We start from the raw sequence: 21,215 nt of genomic DNA on the forward strand, positions 1-21,215 counted from the left end.
TAGAAAGTATGTCCTGTTTTCATTCGTTTCCTTGTTGATGAGCACAATGACGCAAAGCCAACAGACGGTTCTAATTGTTGATGACTTTTTTCAAGATCGGCAAATGTATCGCCGTTACTTAACGAATGATCCAGGAATAACCTACACAATTTTAGAAGCAGAATCAGCTTTCGATGGGTTGAAGGTATGCGAGTTGCAGCAAATCGATGGAATTTTGCTTGACTTTCGGCTGCCAGATTTAGATGGGCTTCAGTTTTTGGCAAAGCTGAAAGCTCAAGGGGGCAAAACTTTTCCGCCGATCGTGATGATCATCGGGCAAGAAGATGAATCTATCGCGGATCAGGCGATGAAAAGCGGTGCAGAAGATTATTTAGTCAAGAGTCAGATTACGCCAAACCGCTTGAGATTGACCCTTCAAACTGCGATCGAACATACTGAACTGAGACGAGCACTCCAGCAAACACAACAGGCTTTGCGAGACAGCGAGGAACGCTATCAGGCGATCGTACAAGATCAAGCCGTTTTGATTTGCCACTTTCTTCCCGATGGAACACTGACCTTTGTCAATCCTGCTTACTGTCGCTACTTTGGGACGACTGCCGAAACCTTGCTCGGGCAGAATTTTTTGCACCTGATCCCCGAAGGTGCTCGTGAGCAGATTCAGCAACAGATTGATGTACTCAATACATTAACTCCAGATCGTCCGACTCTGATTCAAGAACATTTAGTTTGCAGATCGAACGGGGAGATAGGCTGGCAGCAGTGGACAAATCGCGCCATTTTCAATTCAGCAGATCAAATCATCGAATTTCAAGCCGCAGGACGAGACATCAGCGAGCAAAAAGCGACTGAATTGTCCTTGCAGCAAGCAACCGAACGCTTTGAGCTTGCCGTCATGGCGACCAATGGTTTGATTTACGATTGGAATTTCAAAAATAATACCGTTTACCGTTCACGAGGCTTGATGGATCTGTGTGGCTATTGTCCTGAAGAAGTCGATCCTTCGCTGCAATGGTGGTGGCAACAAATCCATCCTGAAGACCTGGCTCGATTTGATTTCAGTAACTTAAATGAGCACTTAGAAAGCCTCGATCGCTATTGTGTAGAATATCGAGTGCGCCATCGCAACGGGCATTATCTGTGGGTTGAAGATCGGGGTTTAGTCGTCAAAGACATCACAGGTCAACCGATCCGCATTGTAGGAAGTACGATTGATATTAGTAATCGTAAGCAAACCGAAGCAGACTTGCGAGAGAGCGAAGCTCGACTCAAACGATTGGTTGATTTGAATCTAATCGGCATTGAATTCTGGGATGCAGATGGAACAGTTTTAGATGCGAATGATGCTTTTCTCAATTTAGTTGGCTACACGCGTGAAGACTTACATGCTGGGAAAGTAAACTGGAGAGCTTTGACCCCGCCAGAACAGATCCAGCTTAGCGATGCGTCGATCGAGAAAATGCGCCAGCAAACCTCGGACACCTTAGAGAAAGAATACATTCGCAAAGATGGTAGCCGCATTAGTGTGCTTTTGGGGGGGGTGATGTTTGAAGGATCACACCATCGCGGCATTAGCTTTGTGGTCGATTTAACCGAACAAAAACAGCTCCAGCGCGAGCGAGAAATGTTACTTGCCGAAGCTCAGAACGCTCGGGCTGCGGCTGAACTGGCAAATCGAACCAAAGATGAGTTTCTCGCGATCGTCTCTCACGAACTGCGATCGCCCCTGAATGCGATTCTGGGCTGGACAAAACTGCTGCGTTCTCGTCAGTTTGATTCTGCAAGAGTTGAACAAGCGTTAGAAACGATCGAGCGCAATACGCAAGCTCAAGTCAAGTTAATCGAAGATTTGCTCGATGTGTCTCGCATTCTGCGCGGTCAACTCCGCTTAGATTGTGTGCCCATACATTTAGCCCCAATTATTACAGTTGTCGTTGCAAACGGACAGCTTGCAGCAACCGCAAAGCAAATTCGACTCTGTTCGACCATTGAGCCAGAAGTCGGACGGATTTTAGGAGATGCCAATCGGCTGCAGCAAATCCTGACAAATATCGTGACGAATGCGATTAAATTTACCCCCAACGGCGGACATGTTACCGTCTCGTTAGAACAGGTCGGCAATGATGCTGCCGTCAGTGTAACCGACACAGGACAAGGCATCAGTGCTGATTTTTTGCCGTATATCTTTGAGCGATTTCGACAAGTGGAAAATAGCACCACCCGATCGAAAGATGGATTAGGGCTAGGACTTGCAATTGTGCGGCATTTAGTTGAATTGCATGGCGGAACCGTTCAGGTTGAGAGTCCGGGGCTAAATCAAGGTGCAACGTTTACAGTCAGGTTTCCACTGATTGATCAGGTTGCTCAACCGACCTCGATTGAGCCGAATCCTACGATCGCAGACTTGAGCAAGGTCAAGATCCTCATTGTCGATGATGTCCTTGATACTTGTGACTATCTTCAGTTTGTCCTGAGCGATTTTGGAGCAACCGTTGCCATCGCTCATTCTGCGGCACAAGCGTATGGGATATTTCAACAGTTTGTGCCAGATGTACTGCTGAGTGATATTGGTATGCCAGAAGAAGATGGGTATTCGTTGTTGCAACGAATTCGACAATTACCACAAGGTCAATCTGTCAAGGCGATCGCGCTCACTGCTTTTGCTAAACCCGAAGACTGCGATCGCGCCTTGGGGGCTGGATTCCAAGCCCATTTAGCGAAGCCTGTAGAACCCGATGACCTGATTAATGCGATCGTGAAGGTATTCAATCATGCCTGAGTCGTTGCAAGTTGGTTGACGGTTTGAATCAGCTCGTCAGGATTCAGAGGCTTGACTAAATGCCGTTGAAATCCAGCCAGAATCGCTTGTTGCTGAGTCGCTTCAGAGGCATAAGCCGTCAGTGCGATCGCGGGAATCAATCGCGCGGCATCCGAGCGCGCTCGTACCGATTCAATCAATTCAAATCCATCCGCACTCGGCATACTGAGATCCGTCACAATCAAGTCGAATCGAGCACGATTCAGTGCAGTCATTGCCTCTGACACAGAATCGACAGCCGTGACGGTCGCACCACAACTTTCCAAGAGAAACTTTAGGAAATCCAGCCCATCCTGCTCATCATCCACAGCTAAAATATGCAGTCCAGCCAAGCTAGGTAACTCATCACCTTTGAAGTCGGTTGGGTGTAAATGAGCCTGAAATCGAGGCTCAGCGATCGGCAGCTTGATAATAAACACTGAGCCTTGCCCCGCCCCGCCACTGTGCACTTCAATCGTTCCGCCATGCAGTTCAACTAAATGCCGAGTAATTGCTAATCCGAGTCCTAGCCCGCCAATTTTGCGCGTACTAGAAGCATCTTCTTGCCGAAATGACTCGAATACATAAGGTAGAAAATCTGAGGTAATGCCTCTGCCCGTATCTTGAACAGACAAAACTGCAAAATTTTCTGCATCGGTTAAGGAGATCTCAATCTGTCCTGCTTCAGGTGTAAATTTAATTGCATTCGTGAGCAAATTCCACACGACTTGCTGTAAGCGAGTCGCATCACCCCGAATCATCATCGAAGCATCAGCCTCAAACTGCAGTTTAATTCTTTTGTTATCTGCCATCAAACGAACCGTATCGAGTGCAGAATGCACCACAGCGATCAGATCAATGATCCCCCACTTGAGGCTTAATTTGCCGCGCAGAATGCGAGACACATCGAGCAAATCATCGATCAATTGCACTTGCAACGCTGCATTCCTAAAGATCGTATTGAGCGCGCGTTGAGCAACCTCGCCTGAAAGCTTGCCTTCACAGAGCAGTTTCGACCAGCCTAAAATCGGGTTAAGCGGGGTACGGAGTTCATGAGAGACGATCGCCAGAAACTCGTCTTTAACGCGATTAGCAACTTCAGCGCTTTCTTGAGCGAGTTTGCGGTTCTCAGCTTCAGCTAAAGCGCGATCGCGCATTTGACGATACTCTTGCACCTGAAAGGTCAAATCGGTGACATCTTGAATCGACAGCATTGCATAAAATCCGTCTCCTTGAGTCGCGGGAATCGAAGTCACGGTGGTATGTTGAATCCGCTGTCTGCCATCCGAGAACGCAGTTGGAATGATGTATTTGTGAAGCTGTGAGGAGAAAATTGTCGGTGGTCCTCCCTCAAAAATCGGAGCGAGGCGATTGGTATAAAGCGATTGACGAAAGTGAGGAAAAAAGTCACAAATCGCTTGCCCCTCAATCCGCTTGCGCCCAATCTGCGTCCATTCTTCTAGCGCACTGTTCCAAAATACGACTTGATAGTCCGATCGGAGCACACAAATCCCGAGTGGCATTTGATCGAGCAGACTAAAGCGATCGTCGAGGTAGGACATGAGATCAAACGGCTCCTTTTTCTGAAGATTGCGAGATTAGCGCAAGTTCGCGATCGATACACGCTAGTAGCTCACTAAAAGAAGTCATCTCAAAAATTAAAATAATCTCACCCACAATTTCAAGCTGTTTAATCTCAAATCGAGCCTGTGCAAGCAAAAAAATGGTATCAACTTTGAAGAGATGGTTCGACAGTAACAAGTGCTCCATCGTGTCTTCATGGTAAGACGGGAGAGCATAGCTCATATGCTCACTGAGTAAGTTACTAATCGATCCGAGAATGCCATTGATGACGATATTGCCTACTTCGGTCAGAGTGCCAATCTTGACACCATCGAGGTCTGGAGAATCTCGGTCTTCGCCAGTCAGGAGTGCGACTAGGGCTGAAGCACTTTCGGTCGGAAAGAGCAGTTCGGCACTCCCACTAAAGCTACCACTAAAGCCTAATCTCACTGCAGAAAAGTGATGCGGATCGAGTCGTTGGGCGAGCTTTTGCTTAAGAGCTGCACCCTCAAACATCTGGAGCATCGGAACACAGAGCTGAATCGGAGTATCCAGCATTTCATTGAGCATTCCAGCCGCCCGCCCGATGCCAATATTAATGAATTCTTGCAAAGCATCTAACTGCTTCTCAGTGATTAAAGTCATTCATTGCTCCTCAGCACTGCAAAAGTTGTTGAACCGTCTGGCGAACTTCAGCTTCTTTTGCGGGTTTATTCAGAAATGCTGCGGCTCCAAGTTCGAGTCCACGCTGCCGAGAAGAATCTTGAATGTCTGCACTGACGATCGCGACCGGAATCGCACAGCCCTCTTCCCGAAGCTTCTGTAAAAATTGAAACCCATCAATGTTGGGCATCAGTAAATCGACGAAAATACAGTCCGGTTGATGCTGACTCACCATCTCTAGTGCTTCTTGTCCATTGGTTGCTTCTAGAACCGTGCAACCTTCTGCCTCGACGTATTTCCGCAGCATTCGGCGCGAAAAGGCTGCATCATCCACAATTAACACTGATACCAAATTCGATGTATCCACAGTCTACTTATGCCTCTTGGAAGGAGATAATTCAGCAAATATTTACAATTCTAATTTTTCTATAGAATGCTGCTCTGCACAGAGCAGCTCTAAGACGTCAACATCTGTTTCACGCAGCCATGACAAAATCGTTGTGTGGTGAATGTTCGTAACTTGTTCAATGCTACGAGCACTCATGCCCTGAAAATACATCCGAATGCAAAAGTGCTTCACCTCCTCTGAGTATCGCATCTGCTTGTAAGTCTCAAGAAATTGCCGTCCACAGTCCTTGCATTTGTAGCACTGGATCTGACTGCGGTATCCATTGCGCTGTAACTGATGCGAACCACAGTTTGGGCATTCCATGGCGATGCTTTCAAATGAAAATATCATTAGTGTTCAGCGTTGTCTACTGCTTAAACATCTATCTTAAGATAGATCCTGACAGATAAGGATGCTGCTTAGGATGTTGAAGGATAAAGCTGGAGTACGCTTGAAAATATGGAGTCTCTACATGAAATCGATGCAGAGGATTTAGCAGCTTTTCTGGTTGAGAGTTACGAGATTTTGAACCAGTTTGAGCAAGATGTTTTGGACTTAGAACGGCATGCGCTTGATCCGGATCGCCTCAATCGGCTCTATCGTGCCCTCCATACAATTAAAGGCAATTGTGGTTTTTTGCCTTTACCGACGCTTGCCGCGATCGCTCATGCTGGAGAAACGCTTTTAGAAGGAATTCGCACCGCCGAGTTTAAAATGACACCTGGTGTAGCAACCGTTTTACTTGACTTAACCGATACCATTCGGCAACTGCTTAAAACGATTGAAACGACTAAAACCGAAGGAACCGCAGACTATTCGCGTTTCATCACCAAGCTGACAGTACTCTATAGCTCAGAGCACCAGGCTGCAACTCGTTCAGGAGTGCTAGAAGATTCGGACTCAACAAGCTTAACTACTCTTGATTCAACGATTCGCGTGCAGGTTGACTTGCTGGATCAGGTCATGAATCTCGTTGGGGAACTCGTTATTGCCCGGAATCGAGTGCTACAACTGACTACGGATAGCAGTGATGTAGCCTTGATGGCTACGTGCCGACAGATTGATTTGATTACCAATGAACTGCAAGATAGTATCATGCGGGCGCGAATGCAGCCAATTAATACGCTTTGGCGCAATTTACCTCGATTAGTGCGAGAGCTAGAGATCGCCTGTGGTAAAGAAATTGCACTCGAACTCGAAGGCAGTGAAACGGAACTCGATCGCAATATCATTGCCGCGATTAAAGATCCACTGATGCATCTCGTTCGCAATTGTATTGATCATGGGATTGAGCCACCGGAGGTGAGAGTTGCAGCCGGGAAATCGGCTCAAGGATCGTTAAAGCTGAGAGCTTCGCAAGAAAATGGGAAAGTGATCCTAGAAATTCGAGAGGATGGGGCTGGAATTGATCCGGCTCAACTGAAAGCGCGATCGCAGCAGCTTGGACTGATTAGTGCAGCGCAAGCCGAATCGATGCGCGATCGCGAAGCGCTCGATCTGATTTTTATTCCTGGATTCTCGACCCTCAATGAAGCGACTCATCTTTCAGGTCGTGGCGTTGGTATGGATGTTGTGCGGCGGAACATTGAATCCGTCAATGGTTCGATTGAAGTTGAAAGCCAGGTCGGGCAAGGAACTACCTTTCGCCTGAACATTCCGCTTACTCTAGCCATCATTCCGACCTTGCTTGTGAAAAGTGGCGGGGAACGATTTGCAATTCCTCAGTCGAGTGTCCAAGAACTGATTCGGATCGAAGGACGCGATCGCATCGATCAGCAGATTGAAACCTTATTCGATGCGCCCGTTTATCGACTACGAGGACACATTCTTCCCTTGGTCAATCTGGCTACTGTGCTCCAGCTTCCGATGTCTTCGAGTGATCTGCTTTACTTTGTTGTCATTGACGCAGAGAGCTATCGATTTGGGCTGATTGTCGATCAAATCGAAGATACCCAAGAGATTGTCGTAAAGCCACTGAGCAAACAGATAAAGTCGCTAGAAGTATTTGCAGGTGCGACAGTGTTAGGAGATGGCAGTGCAGCATTGATTCTGGATGCAGTCGGAGTGGCACGATATGCAGGAATTCAGCCCTCATTCAACCAGATCATTGCTGCTGAACCAACCCCGGAAAATCGGCAATTGATCTTGATTGTTCTAGGGCATCACAATACTCGGATGGGCATTGTTCTCACTCAGTCAACTCGGCTTGAAATGATTGCTAGCCAAAAGATCGAAAAAGTCGGAGAACAATATTTGATGCAGTATCGAGATCGCGTTGTAGCGCTCATTGATCTGCAAGCTGTGTTGAGCCGAATTCCTCGATCGAGCCATGAATTCGAGGAATCTATTGCGGTCGTTGTCATCGAGCGTGAACACAATCAGGTGATTGGATTGATTGTGGATCAGATTCTCGACATTGTAGAAGAATCGCTCACGGTGACTGGAGCAGCGATTCGTCCGGGTTCGTCCTGCTATGCCAGTGTGCAAGGTCAAATTACTGAGATGTTAGATTTAGATGCGATCGTCAAGCTAGCAAATCCCTACCTCGTCTCTGACGAGAGCTGGAGGTAAACTGTAGTGACTCAACAGATCTGCACCTTCTATCTCAATGGTTCTTACTTTGGCATTGAAATTGAGGATGTTCAAGAAATTATTTGTCAACCCTCACTCACCCGAATTCCCCTCGCACCGCCGGAGATTTGCGGATTGATGAATCTCCGTGGGCAAATCATTCCAGTCGTTGATTTAGCTTGTCGTTTAGCCCTGAGATCGACACCCTGCGTCAGAAGCGATGAAACCATCTACAACATCATTGTTCATACGATCGAGGATACGGTCAGTTTCGTTGTGGATGACATTGGAGATGTGCTGCACTGTTCGAGCAGCACATTTGATCCACCTCCGAGTAATTTGAATCCTCAGATGCGAACTTTTCTAAAAGGAGCATACAAACTTGAGCAAGATTTTTTACTCGTTCTCAATACTGCAAAGATTTTAGATTAGGAGAGAGCAATGGTTTCTAACTCATCACAAAAGCAAGATTCGATAGTTGCAATGAAAGCAACACTGCTCGCAGCAATGCAGGCAGTCAATGCAGGCGATCTTTCAGTCCGGCTTGATGAAAGTAACGGACTTGAGGAGATTGCTCAAGAATTTAATCAATGGGTCAGCCATCATCAGCACTCTGCTCAAGGCATGAGTGAAGTAGAACGAGTCCTCAGCGCGATCGCACAAGGAAACCTGAATGCAAGAATTGCGCTAGAAATTGAGGAGCAACCACTTGCAGGCGAAGTGCTGCAAGTGGCAACACAGGTCAATGCCATAGCAGATCAACTCCAGTTAGTCGCAAGTGAAGTCACCCGTGTTACCCGCGAAATTGGAACACAAGGCAAGCTCGACTCAGTTGCAACCGTCAAAGATGTATCCGGAGACTGGCAAGCCCTGATTGAGAGCGTCAATCAGATGTCGAGTCAAGTCAACGAGCAGATTCGCAGTATTGCTCACATTTCGCGTGCAGTTGCTCAAGGAGACTTCGCAAACCAAATTACAGCAGAAAATGTCGGAGAGTTTCGGGTGCTCACTGATGATATCAATCAAATGATTCAGAACCTGCGGGACTCATTAGGTGAAATTGGAGAAATTTCGGCAACTGTTGCAAGCGCATCAGAAGAATTAACAGCCGTGAGCCGAGAAATGACAAGTAACGCCGGACAAACTTCTGAACAAGCGACTTCTGCGTCTGTCTCAGCAGAACAAGTCAGCCAGAACGCTGCCACCGTTGCGACCGCGATCGAAGAAATGAACCTGAGCATTCGCGAAATTGCTAAAAATGCAGCAGCAGGGGCACAGGTGGCGATGGATGCAGTAAAAACCTCGGATCAGACGAATGCCACGATTACGAAACTCGGTCAAAGCAGTGTTGAAATTGGTAAGGTGATCAAAGTCATTACCTCGATCGCTCAGCAAACAAATCTCCTCGCCTTGAATGCCACAATTGAAGCAGCACGAGCAGGCGATGCAGGTCGAGGATTTGCCGTTGTTGCCAGCGAAGTGAAAGAATTAGCGAAACAAACTGCTCATGCAACAGAAGATATCAGCCAGCGAATTGAAGCGATTCAGACCGATACAAAAGGTGCAGTCGAAGCAATTACTCAGATTACCGCAGTCATTAATCAAATTAATGATATTCAAAATACGATCGCGAGTTCTGTAGAAGAACAAACAGCAACGACGAATGAAATTGCTCGCAATGTTACAGAAGCTGCACAGGGAAGCTCTGATATTGCGAAAAATATTGGGGTTTTGGCAGACAATGCTCAAATGACAACCACTGGAGCAGACAACACAGCCCAAGCAGCAACGGAACTAGCACGAATGGCAGTCAACCTGCAAAACATTGTTCAGCAGTTTCGAGGTCTAAGCAGTTGAACATTTCTAGGGAAGAGAATTTGCGACAATACAGGCTCACTCAACTGTCAGCTGTGCTCTTAGAAAGCATCTGAGAACAGGTTATAGTCAACATCAAATCGGCACTGCCCTTTATCCTGTGAGCATGATGCAAAAAATTCGAGTTTTGATTGTGGATGATGCGGTCATGGTGCGAAGCCGTTTGAGTAAAATCTTAGCGACCGATCCGCACATCGAAGTCGTAGGAGTTGCAGCGACAGGACGAATTGCTCTTGCAAAACTGCCACAGCTTAAGCCCGACGTGATCATTCTCGATATAGAAATGCCTGATCTCAATGGGCTACAAACTTTAAGTCATATCCGCAACCTTGACCCAAAGATCCCTGTGATTATGTTTAGTGCAATGACTCTCAAAGGAGCATCTATTACGTTAGACGCACTCGCTTTGGGAGCCTCAGACTATGTGACAAAGCCAGACCACATGCTCAATACAGGAGATGTCACTCAATATCTAGAAGCAACTCTAATTCCAAAAATCAAAGTCTTAAGCCGCAGAGAAAGCACGAAACCTCCGATCGCATCTTCCCTACCTGCGGTTTCTACGCCCTCAAATAGAACTAATGCCCTCGCTGAGGTTGTCGCGATCGGAGTTTCAACGGGCGGACCGAATGCACTCGCTCGGATACTTTCAACCTTACCTGCTGATTTTCCAGTTCCCATCCTGATTGTGCAACATATGCCACCCATGTTTACAAAGCTACTCGCCGAACGACTGACGGCAAAATGCCCTTTGTCTGTGCGCGAAGCAACGATGGGCGCATGTTTGAAGCCCGGCACGATTTGGATTGCACCCGGAGATTATCATCTGAGCGTGCAACACACTCGATCAGAGGTGCAGCTTGTATTGGATCAAACTCCGCCTCGCAATTCTTGCCGTCCGTCGGTCGATGTTTTATTTGCATCCGTCGCAGAGACTTATGGCGATCGTGCTTTAGGTGTCGTTTTAACAGGCATGGGACAAGATGGGCTACAAGGTTGCTACAAAATTCGCGCATCGCATGGGCAAATCTTGGCTCAAGATGAAGCGAGCAGTGTGGTTTGGGGAATGCCGAAATTTGTAGTGAATGCAGGACTTGCAGATGCAGTGTTCGCGATCGATGACATGATGCCCGAGATTTTACGCCGGGTCAGTCGCGCGTCCAACTCGATGCGGAGCACCACCTAATGCCCAATTCTTCGTTTGATTTTGAGTATCTTCGTCATTTGGTGCGAGAGCAGTCTGGAGTTGTGCTAGAGCCACACAAAGACTATCTCGCTACCTTATATCTGAGTGAACTTGCGACTCAAGCTGGATTTGCATCTCTCTCGCCATTCGTTGAATATCTGAAGACAAGTCCTTTGAGTCATGTGCATCATCAAGCTATCGAAGCTTTAGTGATCCATGAAACGTCTTTTTTTCGCGATCGCTATCCTTTTGAAGCACTGCAATCTTGTGTGCTTCCGGCGCTGATTGCAGCGCGAGCCATGCAGAAAACCATTCATATTTGGTGCGCAGCTTGCTCAACCGGGCAGGAACCCTATAGCGTTGCGATGTTGATTCGAGAAAATTTTCCAGAACTTTCCACTTGGACAGTTCGGATTATTGCGAGTGATTTTTCTCAGCAGGCTTTGGATCGAGCCGAGCAGGGACGGTATAGCAGTTTAGAGGTCGAGCGAGGATTAACGCCTAAGTTGCGCGATCGCTATTTCTACAAGACTGAGCAATCTTGGCAAATCATTCATGAAATTCGACAGATGGTTGAGTTTCGACCCCTGAACCTGATTCAATCTTGGAGCGTCCTGCCAAAAATGGATGTTATTTTTCTCAGAAATGTTCTGATTTACTTTGATGTTGAGACCAAGCGATCGATTTTGAACAAAGTTCAGACCTATTTACAGCAGGATGGCTACTTGTTTCTAGGCGGCGGCGAAACTACTTTTCAGTTGGATTCTCGATTTGAAGCAGTTCAAGGTAAAACGAGTCTGTACCATCGTCTCCGAAGTGCATGAGCCGTACTCTGCTTTTATCTTTTCTGTCTATCTGTGATCCAACAAAGCAGCACGGGGACTGTATCTTGGTAAGCGTACTGTAACAGTTGCTCCTTGCCCAATGCCAGGGCTTTCTATCGTAACCGTGCCGTGATGTAATTCAACGAGATTTTTGACGATCGCTAGTCCCAAGCCTAAACCATCTTTCGACCCCATATTCTGCTGACCTTGCTTAAAGCGCTCAAAAATTTGCGGCAAGATCTCAGGCGCAATGCCCTTTCCCGTATCTTGAACTCGCAGCATCACTTCAGACTCGATCGCAGATAGAGAAATCTCGACTCGTCCCCCCGCAGGTGTGAATTTAATTGCATTTGTCATCAAGTTAACGACAATCTGCTGAAGACGATGAAAGTCCCCTGCAATGTGTGGTACAGCAGCGAAGTGCATTTCGATCTGAATCGGCTTAGCCTCGGTCATGGGGCGAACGACATCTAAAGCCGATTCAATCACTTCGATCAAATTCACAGCCGCAATTTGCAGATGCAATGTTCCTCGAACCATGCGAGAAATATCGAGCAAATCTTCGACGAGTTGCACTTGTGCTTGAGTATTGCGCCAGATTGTATCAAGCGCTTTTGCCATTGTTGCTTCATCGAGCTTGCGAGTTTGTAAAAGCTTTGCCCAGCCTGCGATCGAGTTAAGAGGCGATCGCAGTTCATGAGCAACGACAGCGACAAACTCATCTTTACTTCGATTCGCTGCTTCAGCTTCTTCCCGCGCGGCTTGCGCTTCCATCAGCAGTCGAGTTCGATCTGCCTCAATCTGCTTGAGGTCATGAATATCGGTTGCTGTTCCAAACCATTTGATGATTTTCCCCTGAGCATTTTTCAACGGTGTCGCTTGATGCAAATGCCAGCGATAAATGCCGTCTACTCGTTGTATCCGCCCTTCGGCTTGATAAGAGTTGCCTTCTTGCTGTGCCTGTTGCCAGGCTTGAGTGAGAATAGGAACATCTTCAGGATGAACGATCTGCTGCCAGCCATCGGTTTGAGCTTGCTGTAGCGTCAATCCAGTGAACTCCGTCCAGCGTTGATTCACATCGAGCATTACGCCCTCCGCAGTTGCAATCCAAACTAACTGCGGAATCAGACCGGATAGATACCGATAGCGTTCTTCACTTTGGCGTAGCGTTTCTTCGACTTGTTGGCGTTCGGCTTGGTGCTGTTTCGCTTGAGTCACATCGATCGCTGCCAAAATTGCATAATCTGGGCGAGGCGTTTGACCCGAACGATCGAAGAAGATTTGTTTTCGCACACTTAGCCAACGCACCGCGCCATCTCGCCCCCGAATCCGATATTCATGAGCAAACCAACCAGCTCCAGCGGGATGCATCGCTTGTGCAATCAGGCGAGCCAGTTCATCGCGATCGTCAGGATGAACGTTCGCATGAAAGCGATCGCGGGTGACGGTTAAATCTGTAATCTCAATTCCATAGAGAACTGCCGCTTCGGGAGAAAGCGTGACTGTATTCGAGACATAATCAAATCGAGCCAAGGCAACGCCCGCGACTTTGATACCGAGTTGTAATTGTTGCTCTGATTCTTGAAGCTGGTGCTGATGATATTTGAGATCGTTTTCGTACCGCAGTTGCTCAGATTCCGCCTGTTGCAGTTGTAATCGTAATCGAGCACTCTCGATCGCGCTTCGTATGGTCAACTGCAAGAGTTCTGGTGTGAGATAATGTTTTACTAGGTAATCTTCTGCTCCTCGCTTCATCGCTTGTACTGCAAGTCTTTCATCTCCTCCATCTGTAATCATCACCATCGGTGGGCTTCCATCCTTACTCTGCGCGTGCAGTGCTTGAATCATCTCAAGACCATTCCCATCGGGTAGCACATACTCTAAGAGAATCACATCGATCGCTTGGGTTCGACATACCTCTAATGCCTCTGCGATCGATTCAGCTTCCAACAAGCGATAGGCGTACTCCGAATCCGACATCAAATACTGCCGATATCTCTCTCGATCCGGCAGGCAATCTCCAATGAGAAGCAGCGTTTGAGTAGAACAGGTCATACGATCGATAAAATTGACAATGCGACGATAATCTGGGTTATCAATGCTACTCAGGCTCAGAGTGATGCGTTGAGGTAGGACTGATTGTCTTCACACAAACTCTCTAGAGAATGACCACTCCTCTTAACGATGAGAATACTCCTGAAGGGAGAGAAGTGAGAAATGTCAAAGGAATGTTCAAAAGATTGGTTTGAGAAGTAATAGAGTTTATCCGTTATTTTTGATTTTTGAAAGCCCAAACACATTTGTATCGCATCAGCGCGAAGTTCTATCGTAGGACTAAACCACTATGCACTGAAAGTACATAGGTTCCTTCAGGGCTGAAAGCCCAAGTTAACTCATTCCAGCAAGAAATTGTCGTTGTCCTGATTTGATGGATTTCGATGATGTTCCAGATACTCTTGCACTAACTCCTCCGTTAAGTTCCCGGTACTCCAAGCTCCGTACCCAATCGCCCAAAAATGCTTCCCCCAATACCGCTTCTCCAATTCTGGGTATTCCTGCTGTAGCAATCGTGACGTGCGACCCTTGATCCGCCTCACGAGATCACTAATAGATTTTGAGGGTGGATACTCAATGTGCATATGCACATGATCCTTACTCACCACACCCTTGAGGATCTTGACATCTTCAGCATCACAAATCTGGATAATTAGTTCTCGACACCGTTTCTGAATCTCGCCTTTGAGAACTGGATATCGATACTTTGTCACCCAGACTAGATGCACTGTCAATCGGGTTACCGTATGGCTACCTCGGCGTTGGTCACTCATGATAGTTTTTCTCTCAAACCTATCACGTTCGCCTATTTCAGCCATCGGGAGGTGTGTAGCAACTAAAGTCTCCCACTGAAGTGGGTAGTTTCGACTAGCGTGCTGGGACAATGAAGGCGATTTGACGACAACCTCTACGCTGTGAATAGGCTAATTTTTTAGTTAAAATTTTCCGATCTAAAACATAAGGGAACAATTATGCATAAACCATTTCAGTGGGGTTGGCTCAGTAGCGCGATCGTATGGATTGGACTGCTATGGCTCAGCTTCCCAGCACAAGCAGCTCCCTTCGGAAATTTAGATGACAACTTTGTGATGAATGCTGTCGATCGTGCGGAGAATGCGGTCGTGCAGGTCAATGTCTCTCGAACTTTAGGGGGTGAAGTTCCCACAGCATTACGTCCATTTTTAGGAAATCCGCAAGCAGCGCCAGGTCGGGTATTGCGCGGGTTAGGTTCGGGATTTGTGATCAACAAAGTCGGGCAAATCCTTACCAATGCCCATGTTGTAGATAGCGCAGATACAGTCACCGTAACATTTCAAGATGGGCGTGTTTTAGAAGGCAAAGTGCTCGGAAAAGACCCCGTCACAGATGTTGCTGTGATTAAAGTAGAAACTGATAATTTGCCCACAGTGACATTAGGTGATTCGGATCAAGTTCGGCAAGGACAGTGGGCGATCGCGATTGGGAATCCGCTCGGGCTGCAAGAAACCGTGACCGTCGGTGTGATTAGTGGAACAGAGCGATCGAGTGTCGATATTGGTGTTCCAGATAAACGTGTCGGCTTTTTGCAAACGGATGCAGCCATCAATCCGGGTAATTCTGGCGGTCCATTGCTCAATGCTCAAGGCGAAGTGATTGGCATCAATACAGCTATCATTCAGGGCACACAAGGATTAGGCTTTGCGATCCCAATTAACACAGCCAAAACAATTGCAGAACAATTAATCGCAACAGGAGCAGCAACGCATCCTTACATCGGAGTGCAATTAGTCGCGCTAGATCCGAATGTCAAGAACTATGTCAATCAGTTACCGAATAGCCGTCTAAAAGTTGAGCAAGATCAAGGGATCTTAGTCGTGCAAGTTGGTCAAGGAACACCTGCTGCAAAAGCTGGACTCCGTGCCGGAGACGTGATTGAAATGATTAACGATCAGCCTGTTCAACAAGTCAAAATGATTCAACAACAGGTCGATGAAGCCGGAATTTATGGCAGATTAAATGTCCAAGTCAGACGAAAAGATCGCACCGTTGCGATCGCGATCTCACCTGAACAAATGCCAACGATGGAACCTCGGTAATCGGTTTTATCGCAGTCCTCAAAGGGTTGCAAGTTGGGAGAATGGGGGCAACAGAAGTTTGCTGTTAAATTCTTCATATTCAGTAATAATTGGTTCATAATAGAAGAACTTCGCTCCCGTTCTTTTTTCTTGCTTACCATAAGCTAGGAGTTCCGTTGTGAGTCTGAAACCGCTGATGAAACCTGGTGGTGCGCGCGTGGTGTTGATTGGGTCTGCGATCGCACTCGCTTTAACTGGCTTTGGCATTTTCTCTTATTCAATTTTTCGTCCCACATCGCAATCGTCTGCTAGCCCATCCCAGCAAGAACAATCCTCTCAACCCGATGCAGTCAGCGCACTAGGACGATTAGAACCAGAAGGCGGTGTGATTAAAGTTTCGGCTCCGAGTGCGTCTGCTGCGGGCGGATTTGGCGGATCGCGAATTGAACGAGTTTTAGTCAAAGAAGGCGCAAACGTTAAAGCAAATCAGCCCTTAGCTGTTCTCGATACTTACCAATCGCTGTTAGCCACTGCCATGCAGGCAGAAGCACAAGTCAAAGAAGCTGAATCGAGATTGGCACAAGTGCAAGCCGGAGCAAAACGAGGCGATATCAACGCTCAACGGGCAACTGTACTGCGCGCACAGGCAGAATTGCCGAAAGCAGAAGCAGAGTATGCGCGAGTCGATGCAGAATTTCAGAAAGCAAAGTGGGATTACGATCGCTTTTCGACACTCTTCAAAGAAGGAGCCGTGAACGAATCAGAGGTGAGAAATCGTAAGCTGGCTCTGGACACCACAGAAAAACAGCGACAACAAGCTTCCGCAGCGGTCGCACAAGCACAGCTTGAGTTTGAAGGGGCAAAGCAAACGTTAGAAAGTGTTGCCGAAGTGCGCCCAACCGATGTACAGCAAGCAGCAGCAGGCGTACAGGTTGCGATGGCAAACTTTCAGCGAGCAAAAGCAGATTTAGATAAAGCGATCGTTCGTGCGCCTGCTGAAGGTCAAGTCTTGAAAATTCATAGCGATCCAGGCGAAGTTGTTGGAAATGAAGGAGTCATGGATCTCGGTCGCACCAATCAGATGTATGTTGTTGCTGAAATCGATGAGAATTTTATCCGTCGAGTAAAACCGGGACAACGTGCGAAAATCACAGGGTTTGCTTTTCCGGGAGAACTCACCGGAACTGTCGATCGCGTTGGCTTACAAGTGCGTAAGAACGAAGTTTTGAACACTGATCCGGTCGATAAAACCGATACGCGAGTCGTAGAAGTCAAAATTCGCCTAGACAACAGTGAACCCGTTGCAGGATTGACGAACTTGCAAGTGAAAGTTGTGATCGAACCATAGGGGGAGCGGTTAATGTTTGCAATTCCTCTAGCTTGGTTACAACTTAAGCGCGAGAAAATTCGGTTGCTTGTTGCATTAGCTGGAATTGGCTTTGCCGTCATTCTGATGTTTCTGCAATTGGGATTTCAGGATGCCTTATTTGATAGCGCTGTCACACTACATCAGAACATTGAAGGCGATATTTTCTTGGTCAGTCCACAATCGACTTCCTTGATTGCCATGAAAAGCTTTCCAGAGCGGCGGCTCTATCAGTCGTTAGGCTTTGCCGGAGTGAAGTCGATTAGTCCGATTTACATTGGGTTTGGAATTTGGAAGAATCCGTATTGGCAGGGTCTACCGACCCCTCAGACGCGCAGTATTTTGGTGCTTGGAACGAATCCAGGAGATACGTTATTTTCAGTTCCAGGCGTAGAAGAGAATCGATCGAAGATTCGTCTGACTGATGTCGTGCTATTTGATAGTGCGTCTCGTCCTGAGTTTGGGCCGATTCCAGAAAAACTTCAGGCGCTCAGCCCATCTGACCCACCGATTCGGACTGAAGTTGAAAGTCGGCAGATTGAGATTGGAGGCTTATTTCGACTGGGGGCTTCCTTTGGCGCAGATGGCAACTTAATGACAAGCGATCTCACTTTCCATCGCATTTTTCCGAGCCGTGATCCGAGGCAGATTGATATCGGGGTAATTAAGCTCGAACCAGGAGCAGACTTGTATGCAAGTTTAGAACGGTTCAAGAATTTACCAGGAGAACGCCGAATTGACCCGAAAAAACAAGACAATCGCGAGGATTTTGTCATTGGTGATGTGCGTGTGATGTCGAAAGCAGCATTTATCGCTTTTGAGATGAACTACTGGAAAGACAGTACTGCGATCGGGTTTATTTTTACCTTGGGAACTGCGATCGGATTTATTGTCGGAACAGTGATTGTTTACCAAATTCTCTATACGGATGTCGCAGATCATTTAGCTGAATATGCCACGCTCAAAGCAATGGGCTATAAGAATCGCTATCTGTTATCTGTTGTGTTTCAAGAAGCAATCATCTTATCAGTCATGGGATATATCCCTGGCTATGTTCTTTGCATTGGCTTATACCATTTAACTCGCAATGCAACTTCATTACCGCTCGCGATGACGCTCTCAAGAGGAATCTTTGTCTTGTGTCTGACCATCTTAATGTGTGTGATCTCTGGAACGATCGCGGTTCGTAAAGTCCAACAAGCTGATCCGGCTGACATTTTTTAACCTGATATTTTCCAACTATGGCAAGCGATTCCATCATCAAGATTCAAAACGTCAATCACTACTATGGTTCTGGACGATTACGGAAGCAGGTTTTATTTGATGTCACAGCCTCGATCGAGCCTGGCGAAGTTGTGATTATGACCGGGCCATCTGGTTCTGGAAAGACAACGCTTCTCACTTTAATTGGAGCATTACGATCGACTCAAGAAGGCAGTATGCAAGTCTTAGGAGAAGAATTGAGAGATGCACCTGAAAGTAAACTGGTTGAGCTACGGCGCAACATTGGCTATATCTTTCAAGCCCACAATTTGCTGAATTCTTTGACCGCTCGACAGAATGTCCAGATGTCGATCGAGCTTCATACGGATATTCCAAAAGTCAAAGCCTATTCGATGGCAGAGTCGATGTTAGCGGCAGTTGGACTTGGAGAGTGGATCAATCAATATCCTCATGAGCTTTCGGGAGGACAAAAGCAAAGAGTTGCGATCGCCAGAGCTTTAGTGTGTAATCCAAAAATTGTTCTAGCAGACGAACCCACTGCGGCACTCGATAAAAAATCAGGTCGAGATGTAGTCGAGATTATGCAAAATCTAGCAAAGCAGCAGGGCGCAGCAATTTTGCTAGTGACGCATGATAACCGCATTTTGGATATTGCCGATCGCATTATCAATATGGAAGATGGCCAGCTTTCCTCGATCTCAGTTGCGCCAGTCTGACTGCCCTAAAAATTGTCCAGCGCTCAAAGATAAATTTAAGGATTTCGTCGGTTTTGCTACGATACTTCGCCAGAATCTGAAGTAAACATAATGAAAATGCTATCGTAGTCTCAATTCGATATAAAGCGCTTGTTCTTAAAATGCCGATAAATCCTCCCCTTAATCATCGCCAGCAGCAAGTTCTCTGGGCAACGGTCAGGCATTACATTGCCACTGCCGAACCTGTCGGATCAGGCGCATTAGTGAAAGAGTTTAATCTCAGCGTTAGTTCTGCGACGATTCGCAATGCGATGGGACACCTGGAAAAAGTTGGGCTATTGTTTCAGCCGCATACTTCAGCAGGTCGGGTGCCCTCGGATTCGGGCTATCGAATTTATGTGGATCAACTGATTCAGCCATCGTCAGCAGTCTCGATGCAATTAGAGCAGATGTTGAGCGATCGCTTAAATTGGGACAAATGGAGCTTTGAGTCTGTTTTAAAAGGGGCAGCACAAATTCTATCAACGCTGAGTGGATACATCGCGATCGTCACGATGCCGATGACGCACACGACGCAACTCCGCCATTTACAACTGGTTCCTATCGATGCGAGTCGCATCATGTTGATTGTGGTGACCGACACGTATGAAACCCAATCTGTCTTGATGGAACTGCCACCGTCTGAAGATGATCCAGAAGTCATCGATCGCGAACTCAAAATTCTCTCGAACTTTTTGTCTGAGCAATTGCGCGGTCGCTCTTTGACCGAGTTGCAAACTTTAGATTGGGGCGAATTGGGGCGAGAATTCGATCGCTATAGTTCTTTACTCACGTCTGTCCTGACAGATTTACTCAATCGTCTCGCTCAATCGGCGCTGCCGTCTCAATTGATGATTAGCGGCGTGGCTGAAGTATTGCGTCAGCCCGAATTCTCAGAACTCAATCAAGTGCAAATGATCCTGCATCTATTAGAAGAAGAACAGGATCAGCTTGTGCCGTTGATTTTTGATCAACCCGATTCAGAAGGTCGGCGCGTCTCGATCCGAATTGGTTCTGAAAATCCACTTGAACCGATCCGCGCCTGTTCGCTGATTTCATCGACTTACAATCGTGGAACGGTTCCAGTTGGAAGTATCGGTGTTTTGGGGCCGACTCGAATGCTGTATGAAGATACGATCGCCTTAGTTGAGGCGACCGCTGACTATCTTTCGGATAGACTCAGTTAACATTTTCTTCAGAGGTTTGAGCTTATGAGAACACAGCGAGTTTCAGACATGACGATCGAAGAACTTAAAACATTCGTGACTCAAATTGTGGATGAAAAACTGCATCGCGCCCCGGAAGACGATCGTACTATAGAAGAAGTTTTGGCAGCAATGGATCAGATCCGCTGGACTCCGCCACCCGATGCAAAAACGACTTCAGAGATGATTCGTGAGGATCGAGATCAATAATGTCTGCTTACGTCGTCGATGCTAGTGTTTTGATTCAGTATGCAATCACACAAGAATACACACCAGCAGTAAGAGTTTTGATTGCGCGGATGTATCAGGGAGATCGTCTATATGTGCCTGAGTTTTGTCTTCTAGAGTGTACAAACGTGATTTGGAAGGCTGTTCGGTTTAATGATCTAGCACCCTCGATCGCATCTCAAATTATTACAGAGTTGCAACGCCTACCATTGCAAATCGAGCCAGTCATCTCGCTATTGCCCAACGCGCTGCAAATTGGATTAACGTATCAACTTGCAATCTATGACTCGCTCTACATCGCGCTTGCTGAGCAATTGGATCTTCCCCTAATTTCGCTAGATGAGCTTCAGGTGAAAGCTGCGGCTGCAAAGGGTCTTACAATCAAACCCCTTGCAGATTTCTCGCCCATTTAAGAAAAATGTGGAGTGGTTAACCGCATTAATTTTGCAGAGCAGGGAGATGGGAAGAACCCAAACTTAGAT

The 21,215-nt window shown here is 46.9% G+C and carries 19 protein-coding genes; 13 read left to right on the forward strand and 6 right to left on the reverse strand.

Going from position 1 to position 21,215, the window contains the following annotated elements; all coding sequences use genetic code 11:
- The first annotated feature begins 46 nt into the window (after positions 1–46).
- Positions 47–2,779, forward strand: coding sequence for a PAS domain S-box protein (locus ACMUEV_RS09720; RefSeq protein WP_190652975.1), 2,733 nt, complete (start codon positions 47–49; stop codon positions 2,777–2,779).
- Here ACMUEV_RS09720 and ACMUEV_RS09725 read toward each other — a convergent pair.
- From ACMUEV_RS09725 to ACMUEV_RS09740, 4 genes are read right to left on the reverse strand one after another with little or no spacing between them, the layout of a single operon-like run.
- Positions 2,770–4,359 (reverse strand): ATP-binding protein, encoded by a 1,590-nt coding sequence (locus tag ACMUEV_RS09725; protein ID WP_190652976.1) that lies wholly within the window; start codon positions 4,357–4,359, stop codon positions 2,770–2,772. The genes ACMUEV_RS09720 and ACMUEV_RS09725 overlap by 10 nt on opposite strands.
- Before the next feature lie 4 nt (positions 4,360–4,363).
- The gene (locus tag ACMUEV_RS09730; protein ID WP_017289295.1) at positions 4,364–5,005 is read right to left on the reverse strand and encodes a hypothetical protein; all 642 of its coding nucleotides are present in this window, start codon (positions 5,003–5,005) and stop codon (positions 4,364–4,366) included.
- A gap of 10 nt (positions 5,006–5,015) precedes the next feature.
- Positions 5,016–5,390: a response regulator gene (locus ACMUEV_RS09735; protein WP_017289294.1), complete on the reverse strand. Its 375-nt coding sequence runs from the start codon at positions 5,388–5,390 to the stop codon at positions 5,016–5,018.
- 42 nt (positions 5,391–5,432) lie between these two features.
- The gene (locus ACMUEV_RS09740; RefSeq protein WP_415354764.1) at positions 5,433–5,762 is read right to left on the reverse strand and encodes a transposase-like zinc-binding domain-containing protein; all 330 of its coding nucleotides are present in this window, start codon (positions 5,760–5,762) and stop codon (positions 5,433–5,435) included.
- Between the two features lie 108 nt (positions 5,763–5,870).
- On the opposite strand from ACMUEV_RS09740, the gene ACMUEV_RS09745 reads away from it, so the two are divergent.
- From ACMUEV_RS09745 to ACMUEV_RS09765, 5 genes are all read left to right on the forward strand, one after another.
- Positions 5,871–7,982: a chemotaxis protein CheA gene (locus tag ACMUEV_RS09745; RefSeq protein WP_017289292.1), complete on the forward strand. Its 2,112-nt coding sequence runs from the start codon at positions 5,871–5,873 to the stop codon at positions 7,980–7,982.
- A 6-nt stretch (positions 7,983–7,988) separates the two neighbouring features.
- Positions 7,989–8,414: a chemotaxis protein CheW gene (locus ACMUEV_RS09750; RefSeq protein ID WP_017289291.1), complete on the forward strand. Its 426-nt coding sequence runs from the start codon at positions 7,989–7,991 to the stop codon at positions 8,412–8,414.
- A gap of 9 nt (positions 8,415–8,423) precedes the next feature.
- The gene (locus ACMUEV_RS09755; protein WP_190652977.1) at positions 8,424–9,839 is read left to right on the forward strand and encodes a methyl-accepting chemotaxis protein; all 1,416 of its coding nucleotides are present in this window, start codon (positions 8,424–8,426) and stop codon (positions 9,837–9,839) included.
- A 124-nt stretch (positions 9,840–9,963) separates the two neighbouring features.
- Positions 9,964–11,043 (forward strand): protein-glutamate methylesterase/protein-glutamine glutaminase, encoded by a 1,080-nt coding sequence (locus ACMUEV_RS09760; RefSeq protein ID WP_199329683.1) that lies wholly within the window; start codon positions 9,964–9,966, stop codon positions 11,041–11,043.
- Positions 11,043–11,867 (forward strand): CheR family methyltransferase, encoded by an 825-nt coding sequence (locus ACMUEV_RS09765; RefSeq protein WP_190652978.1) that lies wholly within the window; start codon positions 11,043–11,045, stop codon positions 11,865–11,867. The genes ACMUEV_RS09760 and ACMUEV_RS09765 overlap by 1 nt, the downstream gene beginning before the upstream one ends.
- 27 nt (positions 11,868–11,894) lie before the next feature.
- Here the strand turns inward: ACMUEV_RS09765 and ACMUEV_RS09770 are convergent, their stop codons facing one another.
- Together ACMUEV_RS09770 and tnpA are read right to left on the reverse strand one after the other, a co-directional pair.
- Positions 11,895–13,922 carry an ATP-binding protein gene (locus ACMUEV_RS09770; protein ID WP_190652979.1) on the reverse strand — a complete coding sequence of 676 codons (2,028 nt, stop codon included), beginning with the start codon at positions 13,920–13,922 and terminating at the stop codon, positions 11,895–11,897.
- A 338-nt stretch (positions 13,923–14,260) separates the two neighbouring features.
- Positions 14,261–14,695 (reverse strand): IS200/IS605 family transposase, encoded by a 435-nt coding sequence (gene tnpA, locus ACMUEV_RS09775; RefSeq protein WP_017291904.1) that lies wholly within the window; start codon positions 14,693–14,695, stop codon positions 14,261–14,263.
- Positions 14,696–14,893: 198 nt separating this feature from the next.
- Between tnpA and ACMUEV_RS09780 the strand changes: the two genes are divergently transcribed.
- The 7 genes from ACMUEV_RS09780 (at position 14,894) to ACMUEV_RS09810 (ending at position 21,146) form a co-directional block, all read left to right on the forward strand.
- Positions 14,894–15,997, forward strand: a complete 1,104-nt coding sequence (locus ACMUEV_RS09780; RefSeq protein ID WP_190648193.1) for a trypsin-like peptidase domain-containing protein — start codon at positions 14,894–14,896, stop codon at positions 15,995–15,997.
- A 157-nt stretch (positions 15,998–16,154) separates the two neighbouring features.
- Entirely contained in the window at positions 16,155–17,324 is a 1,170-nt protein-coding gene (locus ACMUEV_RS09785; RefSeq protein WP_287455889.1) for an ABC exporter membrane fusion protein, read from the forward strand.
- A 12-nt stretch (positions 17,325–17,336) separates the two neighbouring features.
- The gene (gene devC / locus ACMUEV_RS09790) at positions 17,337–18,566 is read left to right on the forward strand and encodes an ABC transporter permease DevC (protein ID WP_190648192.1); all 1,230 of its coding nucleotides are present in this window, start codon (positions 17,337–17,339) and stop codon (positions 18,564–18,566) included.
- A 17-nt stretch (positions 18,567–18,583) separates the two neighbouring features.
- Complete coding sequence (locus ACMUEV_RS09795) at positions 18,584–19,282, forward strand: DevA family ABC transporter ATP-binding protein (protein WP_017289283.1); 699 nt, start codon at positions 18,584–18,586, stop codon at positions 19,280–19,282.
- A 146-nt stretch (positions 19,283–19,428) separates the two neighbouring features.
- Positions 19,429–20,487 carry a heat-inducible transcriptional repressor HrcA gene (hrcA, locus tag ACMUEV_RS09800; RefSeq protein ID WP_197693342.1) on the forward strand — a complete coding sequence of 353 codons (1,059 nt, stop codon included), beginning with the start codon at positions 19,429–19,431 and terminating at the stop codon, positions 20,485–20,487.
- Between the two features lie 24 nt (positions 20,488–20,511).
- On the forward strand, positions 20,512–20,715 hold the full coding sequence (locus ACMUEV_RS09805) for a hypothetical protein (protein ID WP_242044249.1): 204 nt from the start codon (positions 20,512–20,514) through the stop codon (positions 20,713–20,715).
- Positions 20,715–21,146, forward strand: coding sequence for a type II toxin-antitoxin system VapC family toxin (locus ACMUEV_RS09810; protein ID WP_190648189.1), 432 nt, complete (start codon positions 20,715–20,717; stop codon positions 21,144–21,146). Before ACMUEV_RS09805 ends, ACMUEV_RS09810 begins: the two co-directional genes overlap by 1 nt.
- Positions 21,147–21,215 lie beyond the last annotated feature (69 nt).

Source organism: Leptolyngbya sp. FACHB-1624 (assembly GCF_047649235.1).
Classification (GTDB): Bacteria; Cyanobacteriota; Cyanobacteriia; order Leptolyngbyales; family Leptolyngbyaceae; genus Leptolyngbya; species Leptolyngbya boryana.

Bases quoted from the DNA above. Each gene is read 5' to 3' on its own strand.
- devC (WP_190648192.1), top strand. From the start codon at position 17,337: ATGTTTGCAATTCCTCTAGCTTGGTTACAACTTAAGCGCGAGAAAATT.
- ACMUEV_RS09740 (WP_415354764.1), bottom strand. From the start codon at position 5,762: ATGATATTTTCATTTGAAAGCATCGCCATGGAATGCCCAAACTGTGGT.
- ACMUEV_RS09810 (WP_190648189.1), top strand. From the start codon at position 20,715: ATGTCTGCTTACGTCGTCGATGCTAGTGTTTTGATTCAGTATGCAATC.
- ACMUEV_RS09795 (WP_017289283.1), top strand. From the start codon at position 18,584: ATGGCAAGCGATTCCATCATCAAGATTCAAAACGTCAATCACTACTAT.
- ACMUEV_RS09755 (WP_190652977.1), top strand. From the start codon at position 8,424: ATGGTTTCTAACTCATCACAAAAGCAAGATTCGATAGTTGCAATGAAA.
- ACMUEV_RS09765 (WP_190652978.1), top strand. From the start codon at position 11,043: ATGCCCAATTCTTCGTTTGATTTTGAGTATCTTCGTCATTTGGTGCGA.
- ACMUEV_RS09730 (WP_017289295.1), bottom strand. From the start codon at position 5,005: ATGACTTTAATCACTGAGAAGCAGTTAGATGCTTTGCAAGAATTCATT.
- ACMUEV_RS09725 (WP_190652976.1), bottom strand. From the start codon at position 4,359: ATGTCCTACCTCGACGATCGCTTTAGTCTGCTCGATCAAATGCCACTC.
- tnpA (WP_017291904.1), bottom strand. From the start codon at position 14,695: ATGAGTGACCAACGCCGAGGTAGCCATACGGTAACCCGATTGACAGTG.
- ACMUEV_RS09745 (WP_017289292.1), top strand. From the start codon at position 5,871: ATGGAGTCTCTACATGAAATCGATGCAGAGGATTTAGCAGCTTTTCTG.
- ACMUEV_RS09805 (WP_242044249.1), top strand. From the start codon at position 20,512: ATGAGAACACAGCGAGTTTCAGACATGACGATCGAAGAACTTAAAACA.
- ACMUEV_RS09760 (WP_199329683.1), top strand. From the start codon at position 9,964: ATGATGCAAAAAATTCGAGTTTTGATTGTGGATGATGCGGTCATGGTG.
- ACMUEV_RS09720 (WP_190652975.1), top strand. From the start codon at position 47: ATGACGCAAAGCCAACAGACGGTTCTAATTGTTGATGACTTTTTTCAA.
- ACMUEV_RS09770 (WP_190652979.1), bottom strand. From the start codon at position 13,922: ATGACCTGTTCTACTCAAACGCTGCTTCTCATTGGAGATTGCCTGCCG.
- ACMUEV_RS09780 (WP_190648193.1), top strand. From the start codon at position 14,894: ATGCATAAACCATTTCAGTGGGGTTGGCTCAGTAGCGCGATCGTATGG.